Below are 24,272 nucleotides of genomic sequence, written 5' to 3' on the forward strand. Positions count from 1 at the left end.
AACAACCAGCGGGCAAGACAATGATGATGAGAGCGGCAGCGCAAAAGCAGGTAGTGCAGGAAGATCCGGTTGACGCCTTGATGCGTTCCATCCGTATCCCGCCGCGTCCCAGCCTGCTGGTCGACTTGCAGCGCGAACTGGCCGAAGACGACCCGTCGCCGCGGCGCATCGCGCGCATCATCGCCGACGATGTCGGCATGTCCGGTGCCCTGCTGAAATTGGCCAATTCGCCCTTCTATGGCGCCGCGCGCAAGGCCAAATCCGTCGAACAAGGCATCAACTTTCTCGGCATCAACCAGTGCAGCGCCATGATGACGGGCTTGCTGGCGCGCCAGGCGCTGGAAGCGGAAGGCGTGGAACTGACCAATTTCTGGGATGTATCGGCCAAGCGCGCGCGCGCCCTGGTGTTTACCTCGCGCAAGTTGCACATCGCCCCACCTGACATCGCCCACACCTTCGGCCTGTTCTGCGATATCGGCGTGCCCCTGCTGATGAACCGCTTTCCCGACTACGTCAAGACGTACGCGGCGGCGGCCAATGATGCGCGCAATTGCTTTACCAGCCTGGAAGACGCACGCCACCAGACTAACCACGCGGCCATCGGCTGCTTGCTGGCGCGCAACTGGGGCTTGTCCTCCGATGTCTCCTGGGCCATCCTGCACCACCACGACTACACGGTGCTGGCGGACCCGTCCACGGACGACGCCATCCGCTCGCTCGTCGCCCTGTCGCTGCTGGCCGAAAAGGGCATTCAGCGCTACCATGGCAACAGTACCTCGCTAGAGTGGGACAAGGGCGGCGAACTTGCCTGCCAGCATCTCGGCCTGTCGCAGGAAGAAGCCGCCGACCTGCTCGACGAGTTGCACGAGATGTTCGATACCGACCATTGATGTATCGGGCGGCCGCGGCCGCCTGTATGATCTATCCGGCGCCTGGCAAAGCCTTGGTGCCCGTTTCCGTTTGCCTGACCCGTATTTCTTAACCTGTTGATCGCCATGCCCAAAAATAAGCGCCCCGTCCCCCGTAAATCCGCCAACACGCCTGAAGACAAGGATGAGTCCGTCACACGCATGCTGTGCACGATGGCCCTGAACCTGGCGGAGCAGGAAGACAGCGAATCGCAGGGCACGGTGCTGGCCGAGCAAGCCGTCGAGTTCGGCCGCCTGATCCGCAAGGCCTTGAATCAAAAGAAGGATGAAATCCTGTACGACGCCATCGAGCGCGCCAAGTATGAAGACGTGGGCGCCTATCAATACTTGCGCAGCCATATCGAGGAAGCCGCGTCCGTCTTGACGATCCGCCGCGAGAATGCCCCCACCATGGAAATCAACGCCTTTGTCGTGCCGCTGCTGGTGCAAAGCACAGGTGGCTTGAAGCAAGCGGACAGTTTCCAGGACCAGAACGCGTTCGAAGCGCTGGTCAAAAGTGTTCAACAGTCTCAGCTGGAAAGCGCCAAGGCCAAGGTGGTCTTGATGAGCCATGCCTACGACCTCGATGAAATCGACCGCATCACCTACAGCCACCTGCACGAGATGGTGCGCGATGCGTACTCATCGATGACGGACAAGAAAATCGTCGCCACGCCGGGCCTGGAAAGCAGCATCGTCGGCTGGAGCGAGACGGCCTTCGGCCCGCAAGACACGGCCGTCGAACTGCGCTTCCTGCTGGGCTTTGCCCTCAAGCGCGTGGACGACCCGTTCTATGTGGAACCGAAGGATGAAGCGGCGCTCGACGCCTGGTTCGACGCGCGCATGACCCGCTACCAGCAGTGGACGACGGAAGTGGGCGACCTGGTGAGACGCTGCCTGGCACCGGCAGGCAGCACCCTGGAAGTGAGCTTTTTGTACCAGGATCTGTTCCACGGTGGCAAGGAACAAGGCATGAGCGAGTATGCGATGCTGCAAATGATGTCGGGCATCAACCATGCATTGGCGGAAAACAACGTGGACGCCGGCGACGTCTCGGTGGTCGTCGGCCCGGCCGATGAGCATGGCGAAATGCTGTTGCGCGTCAACGTCAGCACGGCGGGCGGCGAACTGCTGCACAGCGCCGACAAGCCGCTGGATCTTGCCGCCGACCTGCAGGACGAAGTCGACGACATCTGCGATGCGCTGGCCACCATCGGCGTGACGCAATTGTCCGTGGCGCTGAAATTCGACGCCAAGGGACAGCCGCTGGAAGCGCAACCGTACGCGCCGGCGTAAATCCCGTTTTTTCCCCCACCGCCTGCCGCCTTGGCAAGCGGCCATTATCAAGATACCATCTCCCGTTAGCGTGCGACCAGCCTGGCGCACCTTCCGGAGATGCGCATGTCCCAGCCGCAACTGATCAATATTGCCACCCATGTGCTGGCCGGCAGCGCCGCCATCGGCCTGGGCTTGTTCCTGCTGGCTACCGCCAAGGGCACGCCGCAGCACCGTCGCCGCGGCAGGCTGTTCGCCTGGCTGACCTTGCTGGTCTGCGCCACGGCCGCCATCGGCAATCTGCTGTTTGACTATCGTCCCGTCTTTGCCGTGCTGACGGTGCTGGTGCTATACCAGCTGCTGAGTGGCTGGCGCGCCGTCTACACGCGTGATGCCGGTCCGCAAGCCGTCGATGGGTGGCTGACGGCGGCGGCCCTGGCGGCGGGCGGGCTGATCCTGCTGCGCCTGCAGCACGATGCTTCCGGACAGCAAGCCATCGTCGTCCTGTCATCGCTGGGCGGCCTGGCCACCATCCTCGTCTACGACGGCGTGCGCTGGGCCTTTCCCCGGCGCTGGCATGGCGTGTTGTGGCGCTATGAACATATCTACAAGCTGCTCGCCTCGCTGTTCGCCATGCTCTCGGCCGCCGCAGGCAATTTGCTGCGCATGGGCCAACCCTGGACGCAGCTGGCGCCATCCCTGCTTGGCTTGATCTGCATCGCCTGGTACTGGCGGCGCCAGTACCGGCAGGAACAGGCACGCAGCACCATGCACCGGATCGTCGCCTGACACCACTTATCCGCTACGCAAAGACAGCCAGGCCTGCAGTTTCTGCGCATACGCGAGCGTGTAGGCAGGACTGCTCGACGGCAAGCTGACGACGCGGTAGCGCTGCGCATGCTCGCCCAGCACCTTGACGCCCAGCTTCGCGGCCGTGCCGCCGTTGAAGGCGATCGTGTGCAGCTGCGGCAGGCTGGCGGCCAGGGCCACCAGGTCGTTGTCGTCGCGGGCGCGGATATTACTGTCCAGGCTGCCCGTGCGCTGCGCCTGCGCCACCACATCCCACAGGCCCACGCCGTGCGCCAGCAAGGCATCCAGGCGCGCCTCATAAGGCAGACTGGTCAAATCCACGCCCAGCACTTCGCCCAGCAGCATCCAGAACTTGTTCTGTGGATGCGCATAGTATTGGCTGTGCGCCAGTGATTTTTCGCCGGGCAGGCTGCCCAGTATCAGCAAGCGCGTGCCGGCATCGACGACGGGATCGAAACAGCGTTTGCGCGTGTCCGGCATGGCCGGTGCAAGAGGTAATAGGCGAGTCAAAAGCGGCATCCTGCAGAAATGGTGGTGGCGCTTATTTTACTGGGGCCACTGCACGGGCACGGACATGATGCCCTTGTCATCCCACACCTGCACCTGCGCCGTATGAAACCTGCCTTGCGGCGTGACGGACTCGCCAATGCCATTGACATGGTATTGGTAGCCCGAACCATAGCGCTGCGCCACTATCGTGCGCGCCTGCCGGGCCGTCTCGCCATGCAAGGCCGCCAACCCGAGGCCGCTGCTACACACACCAAGTAGCAGCCCGACAATGGCGGGGATACGCAGATCGCGCCGCTTATATCCCTTGGTATCACAGGCGGCCATCACGGCAGGCATCCCCAACTGACGGTACAAGTAATAAATGACCCTCAGCGACAGCACGGTTTCCAGCACCAGCCAGCCATGACGGACGGGCGCCAGCTGGAACTGCGTCGCGGTGAGGGACAGTGGTTGCATGAACAGGAAATCGAGCACCAGCACGCTGGGTACTACCGAGAAAACCGCCAGCCAGCGCAGCCATCTCGCCGCGCGCAAATTGCCACGCAACAAGAAGATGCCAAAGATCAGCAACTCGATACCGCCAACATAATAATTCCGACTATCCGCCAGCACGATGTCAAACCAGACAGTCACTCTCAACAAGACCCACGTGAACAGCAGCACATAGCCCGCGGACTGCAAGTGGGGCTTGGCCGCTTCCGTGAGTGCGGCGGTGGCGGGATCGAGCGGCTTGTCCTGCGGCCGCGCCGCCCACTGCCGCTGCTGTGCCTCCAGCTCATCCTGCTGACGTTGGGCAATTTCCGCTTCGATGCGCTGGCGCCGCACTGCGGCGCTGCCCTCCGGTCCGGACAAGGCTTGCTGCAGGGACGCCATCGAATAGCGCTGGTAATCAGGATGGCTGGCTGGCGATGTCACGGATACCTTTGAAATGAATGAAAATATTTCCAACGGGAAATAATAACGTAAAATTAGCAATTGAGTAATTTCATCATAGAGCGCCGCGTTCGGCGGCCGGTGTTCCGGTGTAGAATTTCCAGCCAGAACACCACACAAGAGGCCGCCCATGCGCATCATCGACACCCTGCTGGCCCAATATGGCGAAAGCCACCGCAACCACGTCAATGAATGGGTACACATCGTGTGCGTGCCCTTGATCGTTTTCAGTCTGCTAGGACTGCTGTGGAGCGTGCACCCCAGCGTGGCGCTGCTCGGCAGTATTCTGGCTTTATACTATTATTACAAGCTGTCGCGCCCGTTTGCGGCGGGCATGCTGGCGATGCTGGCCACTATGCTGGGCCTGCTGCTGCTCATGCCTCCACTGACCATCCTGCCCGTGTCGCTGGCGCTGTTCGTGCTGGCCTGGATAGGCCAGTTCATAGGCCACCAGATCGAAGGCAAGAAACCGTCGTTCCTGGACGACTTGCGCTTCTTGCTGGTGGGGCCACTGTTCGTGCTGGGATTTTTGTACCGGCGCCTGCGGCTGGCGTATTGAGCGGCAGGCGGCATCAAGGGGCAGTAACAGATTTTTACTATTCGCAACTAGTTATCTAAGGTAAGTGTCCTTATGATAAGTCATCATCTGCCGGTCGACGCAATCGGCAACTAACTTTTTGTCCAAGGGAGTCCCACATGAAAGCACCAATTATTGCAGTGGCATTACTCGCCGCCCTGGCCGGCTGCGCCGTACAACCGAACTCGGCTAATGTCTACAATGCGCGCCAGGCGCAGAACGAACAATCGGTTCGCATGGGTACGGTTGAATCCGTGCGCCAAGTGACCATCGACAAGGGCGAAACGGGCACGGGCGTGTTGGCTGGCGCGGCACTGGGCGGCGTGGCCGGCTCGACAGTCGGGGGCGGCAAGGGCGCCATCGCGGCCAGCATCCTCGGCGCCGTCGCCGGCGGCATGGCCGGCAAGAGCATCGAAGCGAACGCGTCCAACAAACCCGGCCTGGAAATCACCGTGCGCCTGGACAATGGCGACATGCGCGCCATCGTGCAAGATGCGGACGAACTGTTCCGCCCGGGCGAACGCGTGCGCCTGCTGTCCGATGGCCGCAAGACCCGCGTCACGCATTGATCTGCTTGCCGGCGCATGCGCTCAGCCGAATGCGCCGGCAGCGAGCAAGGCAGAAGGGTGCAGCCAGATGGCGATCACAGCGATCACGACGATATACACAAGCACGCTCCATACTTTGATCTGCAGTGAAGCTGGCATGGCGCCCCTCCTTCAAGGATGCAATTCAGAAAATATTTACTTGATAATAAAGTAAATATTTTCATAAATTCAACATTTTCCAGAAGCACTGCGCTGGCTCAATACCTGAGGGTATCTTGCCGCGCATTTCGCTCATCCATTTGCCAAGCTCGACCGGGACGCGCTATGCCCGTATACTTGCGCAATGTCCTCTCCTCTCCTGTTCATCATTGCCTGCCTGATCTGGGGCTCCACCTTCTGGGCCATCACTTTGCAGCTGGGCGATGTCGCCCCCGCCGTTTCCGTGGTTTACCGCTTCGGCCTGGCTTCCGCCACCCTGTTTGCCTGGTGCGCCTTGCGCGGGGACACATTGCGCCTGCCCTGGCGCGCGCAAAAATGGATGCTGCTGCAAGGCCTGGCCTCGTTTGCCCTCAGCTATGTCTGCACCTACAGCTCGGAGCAATACCTGGTCTCCGCCCTCGTCAGCGTGCTGTTTGCGCTGATGGTGTTCTGGACGCCATTGCTCAACCGCATCGCCTTCGGCACGCCGATTACCTGGAGCACCTGCTGCGCGGCATTGGTCGCCATCTGCGGCATCGTGCTGCTGTTTTACCAGTCCATCGGCACGGCGCTGCAAGACATCCTCGGGGGTGGGAATGATCACTTCCTGCTCGGTTTCATGCTGGCCCTGGTGGCCACCGTGTCCAGCACGGTGGGCAATGCCCTGGTCATGAAAGTGCGCGAACATTCGGGCAACGTGATGCTGACCATGGCCTGGACCATGCTGTGGGGTACGCTCATGGTAGCCGTCTGGGCCATCGCCACGGGACAGTCCTGGCAATTGCCCACGCGCCCCAGTTACTGGATGGGATTGTTTTACCTGGCAATCTTCGGCTCTGTGATCGCCTTCAGCGCGTATTTCACTTTAATCGCGCGCATCGGCACGCAAAAGACCGTGTATATCGGCGTCGTCACGCCCGTCATCTCCGTGCTGCTGTCGGTGCAGTTCGAGCATTACCGGCCCGCCCCCATCGAATGGGTGGGCATGCTGCTCTGCCTGTCCAGCGTGGCCTGGGCCCTGACGTCGGGCGCGCGCAAGACCGCTGCCGTCGCCTCCCTTTCCACCACTCCATCAGCAAAGGCAACATGAACACTTCCACCGCCACTCTCGCCATCCGTCCCGCCCAGGAAACCGACGTGGCCGCCATCTTTGGCATGATCCATGCACTGGCCGTGTTTGAAAAACTCGAACACATGATGGTCGCAAGGGAATCCATGCTGCACGACAGCCTGTTCGGCCCCCATCCCGCATGCGAAGCGCTGGTCGGCACGGAAAATGGCGAAGTGGTGACGTTCGCCCTGTTCTTCCACAATTTTTCCACCTTCCTGTGCCGCAAGGGCCTGTACCTGGAAGACCTGTATGTCAAGCAGTCGGTGCGCGGCAAGGGCTATGGCAAGCAGATGCTGGTGGCGCTGGCGCAACTGGCCGTCGAACGCGATTGCGGCCGCTTCGAATGGTCGGTGCTGGACTGGAATGAAAACGCGATCAATTTCTACAAGGGCATGGGCGCGGACGTGATGCCGGACTGGCGCATTTGCCGGGTTGCTGGCGATGCCTTGACGCAATTGTCGGCGGGCACTCCAAAACCTGCCTGATTGGAGAGGGAACTGTAAGCGTAAGTTCCAAAAAAAATCCCCGCGGGCTAGCGGCACCGCGGGGTGAACCCATTGTCAAGTGGGAGGGGAGAATGCAATCAACGGTTATCAATATAAACGCTACGACTTGTCACCGCGCCGACCTTTACATTTGCTTACCGGGCCTTAGATTTTCCTTAAATCTGTCAGCTAACTGTGCATCCTTAACCACAGTTTATTTCCGTGGTTCAATCAATGTGCCGTGCAAACCGATGTGTTGTTGCGCAACCCCACTACCACCCTGCGCATTCTTATAGATTTGGTACACTGTCAGGCAGGCGGTGCAGCCAGCAACCACGGCAAAAATGACCATGCGACGCTCCTTGAGTATGCTTGAAGGTATCAGGGGGATCAAAGCCTGCGGCTGATGTTGGCCAGGCAGGGAAGATTCAGTGTGGCATCTTCTGCTGGTGGGGCATTGCGCAATATCAAACGCGTCAAAGTGACGGCGCGCTGGCGTTTGATACGACGCAAAATGGCGGCAATGCGCTCACACACAATGAACGAATCAATGACCGAATCGTTACACAATGGGAGCCACATCATGAATGTCTCTGCCAAACCGCTCGTCATGAAAATCTACCGCGCCTACCTGCGCTCCCGCCTGGAGCGCTACACGCGCGACTTGCAAGCCATCGCTGAACAGCGCGAGAACGACTTCCAGGCTGAACGCATCCTGCACCAGGCCGTCGTCTCGGTGCGCTCGAAACTGCACTCGCTGTAGCCGTGATGCCGTCAGCGCTGCCGGCCGGCCACGGCCCAGCGCTCCACCAGCTCGAACAAGCCTTGCGTCAGCAGGGCCAGCACGGCTGCGGGGATGGCACCGGCCAGCAGCATGTCGTTGTCGTTCAACGCCAGGCCGATGGTGATGCGTTCTCCATAGCCGCCCGCGCCGATGAAGGCGGCGATGGTGGCCGTGCCCACACTCATCACGGCCGCCGTTTTCACGCCTGCCAGCATGACGGGCAAGGCCAGCGGCAAGTCCACGTGCAGCAGGCGGTCGCGCCGGCTCAAGCCCAGCGCCAGCGCCGCCATGCGCAAGCCTTGCGGCACCTGCAAGATGCCCGTGCAGGTATTGCGCACGATGGGCAGCAAGGCATACACGAATAGGGCCACCAGCGCAGGCACCGTGCCGATCATGCCCAGCACGGGGATCAGGATCGCCAGCAGGGCCAGCGATGGCACCGTTTGCAGCACGCCGACGAAGGCCAGCACCGTTTGCCGCAGCGGCGCCGAAAACGCCGCCAGCACACCCAGCGGAATGCCGATCAGGCAGGCCAGGGCCACCGACAGCAGCACCAGGGTCACGTGCTGGCGCGTCAGGGCCCAGAGATCGTCGCCGATAATTTTCGCCAGCAGGCCGCTGCGCGCTGCGCCCGCGGATTTATCTGCCTTCATGCCGGACGCCAGCCACTCCCGCGCCACGCCCGCAAAGCTCTTGCCATCGATTTCCACGGCCGCATTCATGGCGATCATGTCGCCCTCGCTGATGCGCCCCTGCAGCCCTTGCAACGCTTGCCAGGCGGCGGGAAAACGCTGTGGCACGTCGAGCCGGTACAGCAGCATGGCGTCGTAGCGGGGAAAATACTGCTGCGTGTCGGCCAGCACGCGCAAGCCGTACTGGCGGATCTTCGCGTCCGTCGAATAAATGTCGATCACGTCCACCTGGCGCTGCGCCAGCGCTTCATAGGCGATGCCGTGATCGAGCCCGCGCGGGCGCTGCGGCAAGCCATAGCGCGCGGCCAGGCCCGGCCAGCCATCGACCCGGCCGATGAATTCATGCGACAGGCCGAATTTCAGGGCCGGATGCTGCGCCAGCTGCTCCAGGCTGGCGATGGCCTGTTCATCGCCGCGCACGGCCAGCGCATAGGTATTGTTAAAGCCCAAAGGCACGCCCACGCCCAGCCCCAGCGCCGCCAGCTCGCGCTGCATTTGTTCCAGATCAATCGGTTTGTCGTGCTTGAGGATTTCGCTGGCGATGGTGCCCATGTATTCGGCATACACGTCGATGCTGCCCGCCTGCAGCGCGGCGAGCACGATGGCCGTATTGCCCAGTCCCTGGCGGTGCTCCGTCTTGACGTGCGGCGCGGCGCTCTGTTTGACGATTTCGCCGAGGATGTAGGATTCCGTGAAACGCTTCGAGCCCACCTTCAAGGTGCCGCCGTCGAGGGCATGCGCGGGTGCGGCGGCGAAGACAAGCAAGAACAGCAAGTAAAACAGCAAATAAGCAGCACGCACGCGGCGCTCCAGGACGGATGATCAATCCGTCAAGCTTACCACCGGCGCGCGCCAGACACCGCCGTGTACCACGCCCGCGCACGGGTTCAGGCCCAGCGCATACGCCAAATCGGCCGGACGCGCGATGCGCCACAGGGCGAAATCGGCGCGCTTGCCCACCACCAGGCTGCCCGTTTCATGCCGCAAGCCCAGCGCGCGCGCCGCATGGAGCGTGCAGCCGGCCAGCGCCTCCTGCGGCGTCAAACGCCACAGGGTGCAAGCCATGTTCATCGCCAGCAGCAAGGACGTCATGGGCGAGGTGCCCGGGTTGCAATCGGTGGACACGGCCATCGGCACGCCCGCCGCGCGCAATGCCGCCACCGGTGGCGGCTGCGTTTCGCGCAAAAAGTAATACGCGCCCGGCAGCAACACTGCCACCGTGCCATGTTCCGCCATGGCGGCGATGCCCTCGTCCGACAGGAATTCCAGATGGTCGGCCGACAGGCCGCCGTAGCGGGCGACCAGGGCCGCGCCACCCAGGTCGGACAGCTGCTCCGCATGCAGTTTCACGGGCAAGCCCAGTGCCCCCGCCGCCTCGAACACGCGCTGCGTTTGCGCCGGCGTAAAGCCGATGCGCTCGCAGAACGCGTCGACGGCATCGACCAGGCCATCGCCAGCCAGCTGGGGCAGCATCTGCGCGCACAGCAGGTCGATATACGCGTCGGCCTGGCCCGCATACCCGGGCGGCAGCGCGTGCGCGCCGAGGAAAGTGGTACGCACAGTGACCGGCAGCTGTTGCCCTATCCTGCGCGCCACGCGCAGCATCTTCGCCTCGCTGTCCGCAGCCAGGCCGTAGCCGGACTTGATCTCCAGGGTGGTCACGCCCTCGGCCAGCAGCGCCAGCACGCGGGGCAGACTTTGCCGCAGCAACTCGTCGTCGCTGGCGGCGCGCGTGGCGCGCACGGTGGACATGATGCCGCCGCCGGCGCGGCTGATCTCTTCATAGCTGGCGCCATTCAGGCGCGCCTCGAATTCGTCGCTGCGGTTGCCCGCGTGGACGATATGCGTATGGCAGTCGATCAGGCCGGGCGTCAGCCAGCAACCCTGCCCGTCGAGCAGGACTGCGCCACTGGCCGGCAGCTCGTCACCGGGGCCGAACCAGGCAATACGGCCATCCTTGACGGCGATGGCCGCGTTCAGCAGTTCGCCATAGCCGTGCTCCATGGTGGCCAGGTGGACGTTATGGATGACCAGGTCCCAGTCTTGCATGGTGTTTTCCTTCCTAGATGAACAGGTCGACGCGGAACACGGCCGTGCGCTGCAGAGCTTCCAGCCGCCATTCCTGCGCATCGTCGGCGTCCAGCAGCAGAGCGTCATAGCGGGCCAGCGCGAACTGCTGGTCATCGCCACGCGCCAGCACGGCACCTTCGCCGGCGACAAACAGCAGGGTCGCCGCGCTGCGCCGCGCCAGCTTGCCCGGCGCCGTGATTCTTTCCAGCTGGTGGCGGCAGCGGTCGCGCCGCGTCATCACGTTGAAATCCGTCGTCGGCCCCTTGACTTGCGCGGACACGGCCGCCTCGCCGGGAAACCACAGCATCGGTTGCGCCGCACTCAAGACCACCTTGCGCGTGCCGTCGAGCGTCAGCTGCACGCTGTCGCCATCGACCAGCATCAGGCTGCGGTCAATGCCGGGAAAGCTGGAAAACGGGCCGCTTGCCGTGATCGTCGCCAGGCTGATACGCCAGTCGAAGTCGTCGAAGCCGGCGCCCAAAGGAGCAATGGCGATTTCCGTCGTGCTGCCGCCGCCGTTTTTCCACGGCGCGGCGCGCAGGTATTCATGCGGGATGAAGGTCGCCATCAGAGCGCCCTCAGTTGCGCCAGGGTGCGCTTGTAGGCGGTGGCGATGGCGTCCTGCGCCACGTGGCGCCCGCCGCGCACCTGCCACTGGCCGCCACACAACACGTCGCGCACCAGATTGTCGTTGCCGCAGAAGAGAAAACTGCCCAGCACATCGGCTATGGCCACGCCGCACAAATTCACATGCGTCTCGTCGAGCACCAGCAAGTCGGCGCGGCTGCCCTGCGCCAGCGCGCCCAGCTTGCGCCCGGACGCCTGGGCGCCGCCTCGCAAGGCCGCCTGCCACAGATAGTCGCCCACATGGCGTTCATCGGGTGTGGCGGCGACATTGCGCTGCTGGCGCTGCAAGCGCTGGCCGTATTCGAGCCAGCGCAATTCCTCGACGGGCGACTGCGATACATGGCTGTCGCTGCCGACGCCGAAGCGCCCGTCGGCGGCGATGAATTCGGCCAGCGGGAACAGGCCATCGCCCAGGTTCGCTTCCGTCGTCGGGCACAGGCCTGCCACGGCGCCGCTGGCGGCCATCAGCGCCACCTCGTCGGGCTGCACATGCGTGGCGTGCACGAGGCACCAGCGCGCATCGACATCGACCTGATCATACAGATACTGCACCGGGCGCCGGCCGCTGTAATCGAGACTCTGGCGCACTTCGCCCTGCTGCTCGGCGATGTGGATGTGAATGGGGCGGCCCGCAGGCAGCGCTTGCGCCACTGCGCGGATCTGTGCCACGCCGGCGGCCCGCAGCGAGTGGGGCGCGAAGCCCACCTCAACCTGCCCGCCGCGCTGCGGCGCCAGCGCCTCGATGATGCGCAAGACATCATCCGCATCCGTGCGGAAGCGCGCCTGCTCGGCTTTCAACGGTTGTTCGCCGAAGCCAGCATGGCTGTACAGCACGGGCAACATCGTCATGCCGATGCCGCTGATGCGCGCTGCGGCCAGCACCCGTTCAGCCGTCTCGGCGGGGCGCGCATACAGCGCGCCAGCCGCATCGCGCTGCAGGTAGTGAAATTCGCACACGGCCGTGTAACCATGGCGCAGGCATTCGGCAAACAGCTGCGCGGCGATGGTTTGCATCTGCTCCGGCGTGATATGGCGCGCGAAGCGGTACATCAGTTCGCGCCAGGTCCAGAAGCTGTCCGGGGCATCGCCGCTTCCCTCGCCGGCCCGTTCCGTCATGCCGCCCAGCGCCCGCTGGAAGGCATGCGAATGCAGGTTGACCATGCCGGGCAAGACATATTGCGCCACTTCCACGCCAGGCGGCGGCGCTGCCTCCTCATGGATGTGCGTCAAGTCGCCGGCCGCATCCCACTCCAGCAGCACGTCGCGGCGCCAGCCTTGCGGCAGCAGCGCGTGGCGCGCAAACAAACAGCCGTTCAACGCGCCACCCACGCCACGGCCGCTTCAATCATCTGGCGCAGCAGCGGCTGCACCCGGGCGGCCAGGTCGGGCCGGTAGCCAAACGGCATCGCTTCATCCATGTACACGCACTGGCACATCTCCAGCTGGATCGCATGCACGCGGCCTGCCGGATGGCCGTAATGGCGCGTGATGTGGCCACCCTTGAAGCGGCCATTCAGGGCGACCGTCAATTGCTCCTGCGCGCGCGCGATATCGACCACGGCGGAGGTCAGGCCCGCATCGCAACTGGCGCCATCGGCCGTGCCGAAGTTCAGGTCGGGCAGCTTGCCATCGAAGAAGCGCGGCACGTGCGAGGCGATGGAGTGCGCATCCCACAGCACCACCGCACCATGCACGCGCAGCAAGCGGTCCAGTTCCGCGCGCAGCTGCCGGTGGTATGGCGCCCAGTAGCGCCGCAATCGGTGCTGTACGTCGGCCGCATCGGGCTCGCGCCCTGGCAGGTACAGCGGCTCGCGGTGGAAGGTATCGTTGGGCAGCAAGCCCGTCGTGTCCTGGCCCGGATACAGATTCGTGTCTTCCTGCGGGCGGTTCAAGTCGATGGTGTAGCGCGACCAGCGCGCCGACAGCACGGACGCATCCATCTCCTGCAAAAAGCCATACAGCTCGCGCAAATGCCAGTCCGTATCGGCCTTGATCAAGGCCTGCGGCGTCATGCGCGCGGCGATATCATCGGGTATGTCAGTGCCCACGTGGGGCATCGACACCAGCAGCGGGATGCTGCCTTCGTTGAAGCGAAAATCCATGCTTGTCTCCTTGCGCCCGCTCAAGCGTACAGCGGGGCGAACAAATTCTTGCACGTGCTGCTCAACTCACCGCGCAAGACCATCTGCTTGGCCGCCTCGATATCCGGTGCGAAGAAGCGGTCGGCGTCGAAGAACGGCACCTTCTGGCGCAGCTGGTGGTGTACATGTTCGAGGTGCGGCGAGGTTTTCAGGGGACGGTGGAAATCGATGCCCTGCGCGGCGGCCAGCAGCTCGATGCCGACGATGACGGCAGTGTTGTGCGCCATGTCGTCCAGGCGGCGCCCGGCAAACGTGGCCATGCTCACGTGGTCTTCCTGGTTGGCGGACGTCGGCAGGCTGTCGACGCTGGCCGGATGCGCAAGCGACTTGTTTTCCGACGCCAGCGCGGCAGCCGTCACGTGGGCGATCATGAAGCCGGAATTGACGCCCGGGTCGCGCACGAGGAAGGGCGGCAAGCCGGAGAGCGTGGCGTCGATCAGCAGCGCGATGCGGCGCTCGGCCAGCGCGCCGATTTCGGCAATCGCCAGCGCCAGGGTGTCGGCCGCAAAGGCGACAGGTTCGGCGTGGAAGTTCCCGCCCGAGACGATCTCCGCCTGCCCGTTCGGACCATCCTGGAAGATCAGCGGGTTGTCTGTGACGGCATTGGCTTCGATCAGCAGGGTGCGCCCCACATTGCCGATCAAGTCCAGGCATGCGCCCATGACTTGCGGCTGGCAGCGCAGGCTATACGGATCCTGCACGCGCTCGTCGCCTTCCAGGTGCGAGGCGCGGATGGCGCTGTGCGCCACCAGTTGACGGTACATCTGCGCGGCCAGGATTTGCCCCGGCTGCCCGCGCACGGCATGCACGCGCGCGTCGAACGGTGAATCGCTACCCTTGGCCGCGTCGAGCGACAGCGCGCCCGTGACCATGGCCGCTTCCAGCAGGCGCTCGGCCATGAACAAGCCATGCAGCGTCAGCGCGTTCGACACTTGTGTGCCGTTGATCAGCGCCAGGCCCTCTTTTGCCGCCAGCACGACGGGCGCGATGCCCGCCTGCGCCAGCGCCTCGGGGGCCGGCATCAATTCGCCGTTGACGCGCACGTCGCCTACGCCCAGCATGGCCAGGGTCATGTGCGACAGCGGCGCCAGGTCGCCCGAAGCGCCCACGGAACCCTTGGCGGGAATGGCCGGCATGATGCCCGCGTTGTACAGGGAGATCAGGGTATCGACGATCAACGGGCGCACGCCGGAATAGCCGCGCGCCAGGCTGCCGATCTTCATCAGCATGATCAGGCGCACGACGGCGTCCGACAGCAGTTCGCCCGTGCCGACGGAATGCGACAGGATCAGGTTGCGCTGCAACTGTTCCAGCTTTTCATCGGGAATGCGCGTCTTGGCGAGCAGGCCGAAGCCCGTGTTGATGCCGTAGGCCGCATCGCCCTTGGCGACGATGGCTTGCACGGCGGCGGCCGACGCCTCGATGACGGGATAGGCCTCGGCGGCGAGGATCAGTTTCACGGGCGCGGCCCAGACGGCGCGCAGGTCGGTCAGGGTCATCGCGCCGGGTTTTAACGTCCAACTTTTGGCATGCTGTGTCATAGTCATTCGCATCAAGGTCTCAAGGAAGCATTGGAAGAATCAAGCCGTTGCGCTTGGCGCAGGCGGCCGCAGTTTCGTAGCCGGCATCGGCATGGCGCATCACGCCCGAACCGCTGTCGTTGACCAGCACCCTGGCCAGGCGTTTCGCCGCGCTTGCCGTGCCGTCGGCCACGATGACCATGCCCGCATGCTGAGAATACCCCATTCCCACGCCGCCGCCATGGTGCAGCGACACCCAGGTGGCGCCGCCGGCCGTATTCAGCATGGCGTTCAGCAGCGGCCAGTCGGAGACGGCGTCCGTGCCATCCTTCATGCTTTCTGTCTCGCGATTCGGGCTGGCGACGGAACCCGTGTCCAGGTGGTCGCGGCCGATGACGATGGGCGCTTTCAGTTCGCCCGTGCGCACCATTTCGTTGAAGGCCAGGCCGGCGATATGGCGCTCGCCCAGTCCCAGCCAGCAGATACGCGCCGGCAGGCCCTGGAAGGCGATGCGCTCGCGCGCCATGTCCAGCCAGTGGTGCACCTGCTTGTGATGCGGGAACAGCTCCTTGATCTTCGCATCCGTTTTATAGATGTCTTCCGGGTCGCCCGACAGGGCCACCCAGCGGAACGGGCCCCGCCCTTCGCAAAATTGCGGGCGGATGTAGGCGGGTACGAAACCGGGAAAGTCGAAGGCGTTCTGCACGCCCTGGTCGAACGCCACCTGGCGGATGTTGTTGCCGTAATCGACCGTATGCACACCCATGGCGTGGAAATCGAGCATGGCTTGCACGTGCGCGGCGCAGGAATCGGCAGCCGCCAGCGTCAGGCGCGCGTGGCGCTGCGGGTCCTGCTGCGCTGCCTTCCAGTCCGACACGCTCCAGCCGCGCGGCAGATAGCCGTTGACCAGGTCATGCGCGGACGTCTGGTCCGTCACCAGGTCGGGCACCAGGCCGCCCGCTTTCGCGCGGCGCACCAGTTCCGGCAGCACTTCGGCCGCGTTGCCCAGGAGGCCGATGGAAATGGCTTCCTTGCGCTCCGTATGGTATTTGACCAGTGCCAAAGCTTCGTCCAGGCTGGCCGCCTGCTTGTCCAGGTAGCGCGTGCGCAAACGGAAGTCGATGCTGCTTTGCTGGCATTCGATATTGAGCGAGACGGCGCCCGCCATGGTGGCTGCCAGCGGCTGCGCGCCGCCCATGCCGCCCAGGCCCGCCGTCAAAATCCAGCGCCCGCCCCAGTCGCCGCCAAAATGCTGGCGACCCGCTTCGGCGAAGGTTTCATACGTGCCCTGCACGATGCCCTGCGTGCCGATGTAAATCCAGCTGCCGGCCGTCATCTGGCCGTACATGAACAGGCCCTGGCGATCGAGTTCGTTGAAGTGTTCCCAGTTGGCCCATTTCGGCACCAGGTTGGAGTTCGCGATCAGCACGCGCGGCGCGTCCGCGTGGGTCTGGAACACGCCCACCGGCTTGCCGGACTGGATCAACAAGGTCTGGTCGTCTTCCAGTTCGCGCAGCGAGGCGAGTATCTGGTCGAAGCAGGCCCAGTTGCGGGCGGCGCGGCCGATGCCGCCGTAGACGACCAGGTGCTGCGGATTTTCCGCCACTTCCGGGTCCAGGTTATTTTGTAACATGCGGTAGGCCGCCTCGGCCTGCCAACTCTTGCAAGCCATGGCCGTGCCGCGCGGGGCGCGGATGGTACGGCTGGCATCAAAGCGTGGATCGGTGTCCATTGTGCTGTTCATGCTGTCTCCTCGTAGGGTGCGAGCGGGCATGCGTGACCCGCTCTGGTGCTCCCAGCATAGGTTGTCTATACAACCAAGTCAACAGGTTTTTGCTGACGTCAAATCCTTATTTTTTCTCAAACACGCGCCGGCCCGCCACCCACGTCTGCAGCACTTGCGTCTTGCCGATGACGGTCGGCGCCACCTTGAACAGGTCCTGGTCGACGACGATGAAATCCGCCCATTTGCCCGCTTCCAGCGTGCCGATGACTTTTTCCTGGTGCGCCGCCCAGGCCGCGTCGAGGGTGAAGCAGCGCAGCGCTTCCGTCACCGTCATTGCCTGCTGCGGATACCAGCCACCGGCCGGGAATCCTTCGCTGTTTTGCCGCGTGACGGCCGCGTGGATGCCCTCGAACGGGTTCGGCGACTCGATGGGGAAGTCTGAACCGCAGGCGATGCGCGAACCTTGCTTGAGGAAGGTGCGCCACGCATAGGCGCCCTTGATGCGCTCGTGGCCCACGCGCTGCTCCGCCATGTTCTGGTCGGACGTGGCGTGCGTGGGCTGCATCGACGGCACGATGCCCAGGCTTTTGAAACGGGGGATGTCGGACAACTGCACCACCTGCGCGTGTTCCATGCGGTGGCGCAGGCCCACGCTGCGGTACTGCGCGATCAAGGCCTGGTAGCCATCGAGGATTTGATGGTTACCCGCGTCGCCGATGGCGTGCACATTCACCTGGTAGCCGGCGCGCATGGCTTTTTCCATCTTCGCGCGCATGGCGGCGTCCGGGTGGAACAGCAGGCCGCTGGTAGACGGATCGTCGCTGTACGGCGCCAGCAAGGCCGCGCCGCGGCTGCCCAGGGCGCCATCGGACAGCAGTTTGACGGCGCGCAAGGCGTACATGTCGCGCGCATAGCTGTTCAACGGGCCATTCTTCGACAGCGCGTCGAAGTCTTCCGTTGTGTCAAAGATCATGCCGTACACGCGCACCGTCAGCTTGCCGTGGTCCGCGTAATCGCGGAACAATCGGTCCTGCATCTGGCCGATGCCCGCATCGTGCACGCTGGTCAGGCCCACTTGCGACAGCTGCGCCAGCGCGCCATCGAGGGCGGCGCGGTTTTCCACGTCGCCCGGCTTGGGCAGCACGGCATCCATCAAGTCCATGGCGTTATCGACCAGCACGCCGGTGGCGTTGCCATCCGCGTCGCGTTCGATCTTGCCGCCGGCCGGATCAGGCGTGGCGCGCGTGATGCCGGCCAGCGCCAGCGCGCGGCTGTTGGCCCAGCCAGCGTGGCCATCGACGCGGCGCAACCACACGGGCCGCGCGCTTTCGGCCGCATCAAGTTCTGCGGCCGTGGGAAAGCGGCCCAGCTTCCAGATTTCCTGGTTCCAGCCATTGCCGACGACCCAGCTGCGCTGCGGATGCGCTTTAGCGAAGTCGCCCACGGCCTGCACGGCGGCCGACAGCGACGACGAACCATACAACATGACGCCGCTGGCGATGGTCCCCAGGCCAAACACGTGGCCATGCGCGTCGATCAGGCCTGGCAACACCGTCTTGCCCTGCACGTCGACATGGGTGGCGCCCTTGGCCGCCTTGCGCTTCACCTGCGCGGCGCTGCCGACGGCAAGCAGCTTGCCCCCGTCGTCAAAGGCCAGCGCCGTGAAGCGCACCACCTTGCCAGCCGCGTCGAGCGTGTAGCCGTTGGCGTTGTCGACCACCGTATCGGCATGGGCATGACCGAGGGCGCCCAGACAGGCGAGCGTGAGCAGGGTACGGCGCAAGGGTAGGTTCGGCATTTCCATCTCCAAGTCTTTGTATGATGAGCAAAAAGACCAGTGTATAGAAATTGGCAAAATGGTCAATCAGGCAGCGTTGGGGTACCGCGCCATCAGCCAGTAATCGCAGCCCGTGACAGCTTCCGCGTAACGCCCCGCCATCACGAAGCCCAGGCGGGCATAAAACGGCAGGCTGCGTTCATTGTAGGTCTCCAGGAAGCACGCGGCACGAGCCGCATCGACGGCCGCCAGGCCAGGCGCCAGCACGGATGCGCCCAGTCCCTGCCCTTGCGCGTCAGGGTGGATGCCGGCGATCGACAGATACCAGGCGTCCTGCAAGTCGTGTTGCGCCAGCGCGTGCTCCATGTTTTCCACGATGGCCGTGAAATGCGCGAAGCCCTGCTCTCCCAGCAGCGCGCGCAAGGCGTCCTCGCGCTGCGCATACGCGGCCTGGCGCAGTGCTGCCGGCGCGTCCGTCGTCCAGATGGCCGCGCCATTGCCAGCGTCGTCAGCCAGGTCGACGCGGCCCGCCTGCCGGCCTTCGGCCAGCGCCAGCGCGAAGTAGGCATCCAGCATTTCCAGCCGGGCCGCCTCGTCCTCGCCGCACGCCACCGTGACGGTGCGGTAAAACGGGTCGCCGGTCAGGGCGGTGGCCAGGCTGCGGGCGGTTTCGGTGTGAAATGGGCTGGACATGGTTCTCTTTTCTTTTCGTGGAAACGCCGGCATCTTAGCGCAAGCGCGCACATCTTAGCCTGGTCAATACTGGCAGGGGGACGCTGGCCTACGCTGGCGTTTTGCCGCGGATCTCCCATGGCCAGGCACCATGTCATCAGCACCACCGCTTGCGACGTCTTCTTCAAGCTTGTGGCCCACCAGAAGAAAAGCCTGGGCGCGCGCTTCGACAGCATGATTCATCAAAAATCTGTCTTCACTATGGCGACATTCCACAGGGCGCAAATGGCATACCCGCCCCTGAACTGCAAACCGGGCGGGTTTACAGCCTCTTCTTGTCCGGTGGATACCACGTGGTTCAGCTGACAAATGGCAAGAATACCTGCGCTCCCGAGGAAAAACCAAGATAACGCGTGCCATTCTACCCATCACGCACCGACCGCTCCGGGCATTCAAGGCTTGGGCGACACCACTTGACCCGATTCCTCCCCCCGCTGCGCCGGCGCCCTGAACCATTCCTCTGGCGGCACCACGTGCGACTCTTTCGGATCATCAATGTAGTGCGGCGAAGTGATTTGCACGTCGAATTCGTTGAAGACGTCGATGATGTTCTGGTGCAAGCGGTTCAGCACTTCGGCGCGCTGGCGGGGGACTTCGGCGCTGGCGTAGGCGACCAGGCGGTATTGCACGTAGTAATCCTGCAAGGCCAGCTGCATCACGTACGGTTTCGGCGTGGTGGACAGTTCCGTCGTGCGCGACGCGGCCAGCTCCAGCATGGCGTGCACCTGGCGCCATGGGGTGGCGTAGCCGATGGTGACGGTGGAATCGAGCACGAAGCCGCCGCCGGGCTGGGCGCGTGAATAGTTTTTCGTCGTTTGCGACATCACCCAGGCGTTCGGCAAGGCCACCTCTTCCCCCAGGCCCGTGCGCAAGCGCGTCTCGAACATGCCCACGTCGACCACCGTGCCCTCGCTATCGCCCACGCGCACATATTCTCCCTTGCGCAGGGCGCGCGTGTACATCAGGATCAGGCCGCTCGCGCCCTGGCCCACGATGCTCGACGCGCCGATCGAGACCATCAGGCCCACCAGCACGGACAGGCCCTGGAAGGCGGCCGTGTGCGAGCCGGGCAAATATGGATAGGCCATGGCCAGCGCGAACAGCCAGATCACCACGCTGGCGATGCGGCGCGTGGGCAGGGCCGTGTCCTTGTCGAGCCAGCCGATTTGCAGTTCTCCGCTTTCCACGCGCTTGAACAGCGACGCGGCCGTGGCGGCGATCAGGCGCGCGATGGCGAAGATCACGCACACCAGAACCAGCCCCGGCAAGGCGCCGATGATGGCGTGGAAGACGTCGGCGACCACGTCGAACAGGTAACCGCTCAGGCTTTCGCCCCAGGAACGCGTGTAAGGCAGGCGGCCCAGCACGAAGGCGGCCCACAGATACGTGGCCATCAGGCGCAAGCCCCACAGCACGGCGCTGAGCAATTGGTAGGCGAAGGCGATGTAATGCTCGGCGTCGAGCACGCGCACGTTTTTCAGGCGCACGTCGCGCAGGCGCGAGGCCAGCAGGATGCCGCTGCGGCGCTTGGCCCAGTGGTACAGACGTGTCAAGCCCATCCACACCAGCCAGAACACGAGGGTGGCGGCTGCGCACACGGCGGCCGCGATCGACAGGTAGCGCCAGCTGCTCTGTTCGCGATAGTCGGTGAGGGCCTTGCTCAATTCCTCGGCTGCCACCTTGGCCACGCTTTCCGTCGTATCGCCGGCCAGCTGGTTGACGTCGCCAGGCACGACGACGAACAGTTGCACGCCGTCGAGCAGCACTTGCGTGCCTTCGGCAATCATCCGCGTGCTCGTCTGCATGCGTCCGTTTTTCGCCAGCACGCTTTCCAGGCGGCGCTGCGCGCCGATGGCCCGTTCATCGGGCGGATAACCGGCCAGCGCGGCGCGGAACACAAATACCTTGCGGTTGGCAAACATCAGCGGCGCCGTCCTGACCGCGGCGGCTGGCGACGGCGCCATGACGGACGCGGCCTCCGCAACGAGCGCGGGCACGCCATCGTCCGCATGGGCTGCGGGCAACAGGAAAATGGTCAACAGGCACAACAGGCGGAGCAACGCGGACATGGCAGAAATGAAAGAGTGACAAGAAGAGTCATCATGCCATGTAATCCTGGAAACTCAAGCGTCGCACCTGATGTTCAGCTCGCATCGTGGAAAATGATGCCCAGTGTGTGGCGCAAGCCCGAACGCAGGCGCGACACGCCGTGACGCATGTTGACGCGGTAACTGCCGCGCGTGCCATTCACGGGGCGCTGCGCGACGGGAAAGAGGACGGCGTCGCCCTGCGCCAGCGGCACGACCTCCAGGCGTGACTGCATGCGCGGGCGCTGCTCCGTCAGCACGAATTCGCCGCCCGTAAAATCCTCGTTCGGGCGCGACAGCAGCACGGCCAGTTGCAGCGGAAACACGTGCTCGCCATACAGGTCCTGGTGCAGGCAGTTGTAATCGCCTTCGCGGTAACGCAAGAGCAAGGGCGTGGGCCGGGTCTGCCCGGCCGCATGGCAGCGCGCGAGGAAATCCCCGTGCGCCACAGGAAACCGGTTATCGAGACCCATGCTGGCGTGCCAGCGGTTGGCGATGGCCGCCAGCGGGCCGTACAGCTGTTCGCGCAAGGCGGCCACGATATCGGGCAGGGGATAGGCCCAATACTGGTACTCGCCCTGTCCAAAACCATGGCGCTGCATCACCACACGGCTGCGAAAACGCGCTGCATCGTCATACTGCGCCGCCAGCGCCGCGCAGGCATCCGCATCCAGCAAGCCCGGCACGACGGCGCAACCGTATTGATTCAGCTCATCCTCGATCTGGCGCCAGTCCAGCGCCCTCACCGTTCGCCCTCGCGCTCGAGCAGCGCCTGCTTGCGCTCCACGCCCCAGCGGTAGCCGGACAAGGCGCCATCGTTGCGCACCACGCGGTGGCAGGGGATGGCGACGGCCAGCGCGTTCGCCGCGCAGGCGCCCGCCACGGCGCGCGCGCCTTTCGGCGCACCGATGCGCCGCGCCAGCTCGGCATAGCTGACCGTGCTACCGGCAGGAATCTCGCGCAAGGCTTGCCATACGCGCTGCTGGAACACGGTGCCGCGCACGTCGAGCGGCAAGTCCAGGCCGATAGCGGGCGCCTCGACCAGGCCCACCACCTGCGCCACCGTCTGTTCGTATTCGGCTTCCGCGCCGCACAGTTCGGCTTGCGGAAAACGGTCCTGCAAGTCGCGCAGCAACACTTCCGGGTCGTCATCGATCAAAATGGCGCAAATGCCCTTGTCCGTGCTGGCCACGAGGATGGCGCCCAGCGAACAGGCGCCGATGGCGAAACGGATCACGGCGCCGCTGCCGCCAGCGCGAAACGCGCCCGGCGTCATGCCCAGCAGGCCCGGCGTGGCGGCGTACAGGCGGCCGCTGGAATTGAAACCAGCCGCGTACAGGGTCTCGGTGACATTTGCCGCGCCCTGCAAGCCGGCCTTGAGGCGCTCGCCGCGCCGCGCCGCCGCATAGGCTTTAGGCGTGATGCCCGTGTGCGCCTTGAAGACGCGGTGAAAGTGAAAGCGGCTCATGCCTGCGGCCCTGGCCAGGCTGTCCAGCTCAGGCAGCTCGTCGCTGGCGTCGATCAGGCGACAGATATCGGCCACGATGGCCGCCTGGCGCTGGGCCAGCGGTGGCAAGTTGGGCTTGCAGCGCAGGCAGGGGCGAAAACCGGCCGCCTCCGCCTGCTCGCAACTGGCGTGGAAGGCCACGTTGCGGCGCAAGGCGGGACGCGCGGCGCAGGAAGGGCGGCAATACACGCCCGTCGTTCGCACCGAATAATAAAAGACGCCGTCGGCGTCGGGGGCGCGCCGCTGCAGGGCATCCCAGCGTTCATCGTCGGTCAGGTAAGCGTGTTCCATGGCAAGCTCCGTGCAGATCAATAGTAAGTCACCAGCATAGCCAGCGCCAATGCGCGCCGCACTCCGGCGCTTGCTTTTGAATTCAAAAAAGGCTGGCGGCAGGCATCGTGCTCGGTGCTAAAATCGGCCATCGCGCCTCCAGCCGGCGGCGCGCCCTGCCCGTGCCCCGGAGAAACCGCATTGGACGATCATACTACCCAGGAAAATACGCCCATTTTCCAGCGCATCAAGGATTTTCTGCTGGCTGGCATCGCTGCCGGACGCTGGAAGGAAGGCGATGTGATTCCCTCCGAGCAAGCCTTGGTGAAACAATTCGGCGTCTCGCGCATGACGGTCAACCGCGCCGTGCGCGAACTGACCAGCGAGCAAGTGCTGACGCGGCGCCAGGGTTCCGGCACCTATGTGGCGCAGCAAAAATACCAGGCGACCTTGTTGGAAATCAAGAGTATCGCCGATGAAGTGCGGGCGCGCGGGCATATCCACCGCAGCAGCTTGCAATTACTGGAACGCACCAAGGCGTCCGATTTGCTGGCCAAGCAATTCGGCTTGCCGCCGGAACACCCGCTGTTTCATTCGCTGATTGTACATTTTGAAAACGGCGTGCCGATCCAGGTGGAAGACCGCTGGGTCAATCCCGAGTGCGCGCCCGACTACATGACGCAGGATTTTTCCAGCATCACGCCAAACGAATACCTGATGGCCGCCGCGCCCCTGCAAGGCGCCACCTACAGCATCGAAGCGCTGTCGGCGCCGCGCGACATTGCCGAAATGCTGGCCATCGACACGAAACAGGCTTGCCTGGTGCTGCGCCGCCAGACGCGCTCGGGCGGCAAGATCGCCTCGATCGCCACCATGTGGCATCCCGGACACCGCTATCAGTTCGCCGGAAGTTTTACCTAAAGCTATCGTCGCAATTGAGTAGCACGATTTCGCGCCAACTTTCTCACGAATTCTCACCAAATC

25 protein-coding genes are annotated in these 24,272 nt (G+C 64.0%); 9 read left to right on the plus strand and 16 right to left on the minus strand.

Annotation, left to right across the window (positions count from 1 at the left end; genetic code table 11):
* Positions 1–23: 23 nt before the first annotated feature.
* The 3 genes from ACQ4W0_RS00770 to ACQ4W0_RS00780 all read left to right on the plus strand — a co-directional run bounded on the left by ACQ4W0_RS00770 (position 24) and on the right by ACQ4W0_RS00780 (position 2,972).
* Positions 24–890: an HDOD domain-containing protein gene (locus ACQ4W0_RS00770; protein ID WP_436575384.1), complete on the plus strand. Its 867-nt coding sequence runs from the start codon at positions 24–26 to the stop codon at positions 888–890.
* Positions 891–995: 105 nt separating this feature from the next.
* Positions 996–2,204 carry a hypothetical protein gene (locus tag ACQ4W0_RS00775; protein WP_436575050.1) on the plus strand — a complete coding sequence of 403 codons (1,209 nt, stop codon included), beginning with the start codon at positions 996–998 and terminating at the stop codon, positions 2,202–2,204.
* Positions 2,205–2,309: 105 nt separating this feature from the next.
* Positions 2,310–2,972: a DUF2306 domain-containing protein gene (locus ACQ4W0_RS00780; RefSeq protein ID WP_436575051.1), complete on the plus strand. Its 663-nt coding sequence runs from the start codon at positions 2,310–2,312 to the stop codon at positions 2,970–2,972.
* Between the two features lie 6 nt (positions 2,973–2,978).
* On the opposite strand, the gene ACQ4W0_RS00785 is transcribed toward ACQ4W0_RS00780, so the two are convergent.
* Together ACQ4W0_RS00785 and ACQ4W0_RS00790 are read right to left on the minus strand one after the other, a co-directional pair.
* Positions 2,979–3,473 carry a DNA-deoxyinosine glycosylase gene (locus ACQ4W0_RS00785; RefSeq protein WP_436575385.1) on the minus strand — a complete coding sequence of 165 codons (495 nt, stop codon included), beginning with the start codon at positions 3,471–3,473 and terminating at the stop codon, positions 2,979–2,981.
* Positions 3,474–3,539: 66 nt separating this feature from the next.
* Positions 3,540–4,577 carry a hypothetical protein gene (locus ACQ4W0_RS00790; RefSeq protein WP_436575052.1) on the minus strand — a complete coding sequence of 346 codons (1,038 nt, stop codon included), beginning with the start codon at positions 4,575–4,577 and terminating at the stop codon, positions 3,540–3,542.
* Here ACQ4W0_RS00790 and ACQ4W0_RS00795 point away from each other — a divergent pair.
* The 4 genes from ACQ4W0_RS00795 to ACQ4W0_RS00810 all read left to right on the plus strand — a co-directional run bounded on the left by ACQ4W0_RS00795 (position 4,567) and on the right by ACQ4W0_RS00810 (position 7,355).
* On the plus strand, positions 4,567–4,995 hold the full coding sequence (locus tag ACQ4W0_RS00795) for an Mpo1 family 2-hydroxy fatty acid dioxygenase (RefSeq protein ID WP_436575053.1): 429 nt from the start codon (positions 4,567–4,569) through the stop codon (positions 4,993–4,995). The two genes, ACQ4W0_RS00790 and ACQ4W0_RS00795, sit on opposite strands and share 11 nt — an antisense overlap.
* Positions 4,996–5,132: 137 nt before the next feature.
* Positions 5,133–5,582, plus strand: coding sequence for an outer membrane lipoprotein (locus ACQ4W0_RS00800; protein WP_102119749.1), 450 nt, complete (start codon positions 5,133–5,135; stop codon positions 5,580–5,582).
* Positions 5,583–5,904: 322 nt separating this feature from the next.
* Positions 5,905–6,849 carry a DMT family transporter gene (locus tag ACQ4W0_RS00805; RefSeq protein WP_436575054.1) on the plus strand — a complete coding sequence of 315 codons (945 nt, stop codon included), beginning with the start codon at positions 5,905–5,907 and terminating at the stop codon, positions 6,847–6,849.
* Entirely contained in the window at positions 6,846–7,355 is a 510-nt protein-coding gene (locus tag ACQ4W0_RS00810) for a GNAT family N-acetyltransferase (RefSeq protein ID WP_436575055.1), read from the plus strand. Before ACQ4W0_RS00805 ends, ACQ4W0_RS00810 begins: the two co-directional genes overlap by 4 nt.
* A 214-nt stretch (positions 7,356–7,569) precedes the next feature.
* On the opposite strand, the gene ACQ4W0_RS00815 is transcribed toward ACQ4W0_RS00810, so the two are convergent.
* Together ACQ4W0_RS00815 and ACQ4W0_RS00820 are read right to left on the minus strand one after the other, a co-directional pair.
* Entirely contained in the window at positions 7,570–7,707 is a 138-nt protein-coding gene (locus tag ACQ4W0_RS00815; RefSeq protein WP_436575056.1) for a hypothetical protein, read from the minus strand.
* A 38-nt stretch (positions 7,708–7,745) separates the two neighbouring features.
* The gene (locus ACQ4W0_RS00820; protein ID WP_436575057.1) at positions 7,746–7,940 is read right to left on the minus strand and encodes a hypothetical protein; all 195 of its coding nucleotides are present in this window, start codon (positions 7,938–7,940) and stop codon (positions 7,746–7,748) included.
* Here ACQ4W0_RS00820 and ACQ4W0_RS00825 point away from each other — a divergent pair.
* On the plus strand, positions 7,939–8,118 hold the full coding sequence (locus ACQ4W0_RS00825; protein ID WP_034746290.1) for a hypothetical protein: 180 nt from the start codon (positions 7,939–7,941) through the stop codon (positions 8,116–8,118). The genes ACQ4W0_RS00820 and ACQ4W0_RS00825 overlap by 2 nt on opposite strands.
* Positions 8,119–8,129: 11 nt before the next feature.
* Here ACQ4W0_RS00825 and ACQ4W0_RS00830 read toward each other — a convergent pair whose 3' ends face one another.
* The 12 genes from ACQ4W0_RS00830 to ada form a co-directional block, all read right to left on the minus strand.
* On the minus strand, positions 8,130–9,605 hold the full coding sequence (locus tag ACQ4W0_RS00830) for a glycine betaine ABC transporter substrate-binding protein (RefSeq protein ID WP_436575386.1): 1,476 nt from the start codon (positions 9,603–9,605) through the stop codon (positions 8,130–8,132).
* A gap of 48 nt (positions 9,606–9,653) precedes the next feature.
* A complete protein-coding gene (hutI, locus tag ACQ4W0_RS00835) occupies positions 9,654–10,880 on the minus strand; it encodes an imidazolonepropionase (protein ID WP_436575058.1) in 1,227 nt (408 codons plus the stop codon).
* Between the two features lie 13 nt (positions 10,881–10,893).
* Positions 10,894–11,469 carry a HutD/Ves family protein gene (locus tag ACQ4W0_RS00840; protein ID WP_436575059.1) on the minus strand — a complete coding sequence of 192 codons (576 nt, stop codon included), beginning with the start codon at positions 11,467–11,469 and terminating at the stop codon, positions 10,894–10,896.
* A complete protein-coding gene (locus tag ACQ4W0_RS00845) occupies positions 11,469–12,845 on the minus strand; it encodes a formimidoylglutamate deiminase (protein ID WP_436575060.1) in 1,377 nt (458 codons plus the stop codon). Before ACQ4W0_RS00845 ends, ACQ4W0_RS00840 begins: the two co-directional genes overlap by 1 nt.
* Positions 12,842–13,630, minus strand: a complete 789-nt coding sequence (gene hutG / locus ACQ4W0_RS00850) for an N-formylglutamate deformylase (RefSeq protein WP_436575061.1) — start codon at positions 13,628–13,630, stop codon at positions 12,842–12,844. The genes ACQ4W0_RS00845 and hutG overlap by 4 nt, the downstream gene beginning before the upstream one ends.
* A gap of 20 nt (positions 13,631–13,650) precedes the next feature.
* A complete protein-coding gene (gene hutH / locus ACQ4W0_RS00855; RefSeq protein WP_436575062.1) occupies positions 13,651–15,210 on the minus strand; it encodes a histidine ammonia-lyase in 1,560 nt (519 codons plus the stop codon).
* Positions 15,211–15,229: 19 nt separating this feature from the next.
* Positions 15,230–16,933 (minus strand): urocanate hydratase, encoded by a 1,704-nt coding sequence (gene hutU, locus ACQ4W0_RS00860; protein WP_436575063.1) that lies wholly within the window; start codon positions 16,931–16,933, stop codon positions 15,230–15,232.
* 106 nt (positions 16,934–17,039) lie between these two features.
* Positions 17,040–18,713, minus strand: coding sequence for an amidohydrolase (locus ACQ4W0_RS00865; RefSeq protein ID WP_436575064.1), 1,674 nt, complete (start codon positions 18,711–18,713; stop codon positions 17,040–17,042).
* 66 nt (positions 18,714–18,779) lie between these two features.
* Entirely contained in the window at positions 18,780–19,385 is a 606-nt protein-coding gene (locus ACQ4W0_RS00870; RefSeq protein ID WP_436575065.1) for a GNAT family N-acetyltransferase, read from the minus strand.
* A gap of 431 nt (positions 19,386–19,816) precedes the next feature.
* A complete protein-coding gene (locus tag ACQ4W0_RS00875) occupies positions 19,817–21,493 on the minus strand; it encodes a mechanosensitive ion channel family protein (protein WP_436575066.1) in 1,677 nt (558 codons plus the stop codon).
* A 74-nt stretch (positions 21,494–21,567) separates the two neighbouring features.
* The gene (locus ACQ4W0_RS00880) at positions 21,568–22,257 is read right to left on the minus strand and encodes a 2OG-Fe(II) oxygenase (RefSeq protein ID WP_436575067.1); all 690 of its coding nucleotides are present in this window, start codon (positions 22,255–22,257) and stop codon (positions 21,568–21,570) included.
* Positions 22,254–23,309 (minus strand): bifunctional DNA-binding transcriptional regulator/O6-methylguanine-DNA methyltransferase Ada, encoded by a 1,056-nt coding sequence (gene ada / locus ACQ4W0_RS00885; protein ID WP_436575068.1) that lies wholly within the window; start codon positions 23,307–23,309, stop codon positions 22,254–22,256. The genes ACQ4W0_RS00880 and ada overlap by 4 nt, the downstream gene beginning before the upstream one ends.
* Positions 23,310–23,489: 180 nt before the next feature.
* On the opposite strand from ada, the gene hutC reads away from it, so the two are divergent.
* On the plus strand, positions 23,490–24,209 hold the full coding sequence (gene hutC / locus ACQ4W0_RS00890) for a histidine utilization transcriptional repressor HutC (protein ID WP_070224202.1): 720 nt from the start codon (positions 23,490–23,492) through the stop codon (positions 24,207–24,209).
* The last annotated feature ends 63 nt before the right edge of the window (positions 24,210–24,272 follow it).

The sequence above is a fragment of the Janthinobacterium breve genome, from assembly GCF_051380895.1.
In the GTDB taxonomy this organism is placed as follows: domain Bacteria; phylum Pseudomonadota; class Gammaproteobacteria; order Burkholderiales; family Burkholderiaceae_D; genus Janthinobacterium.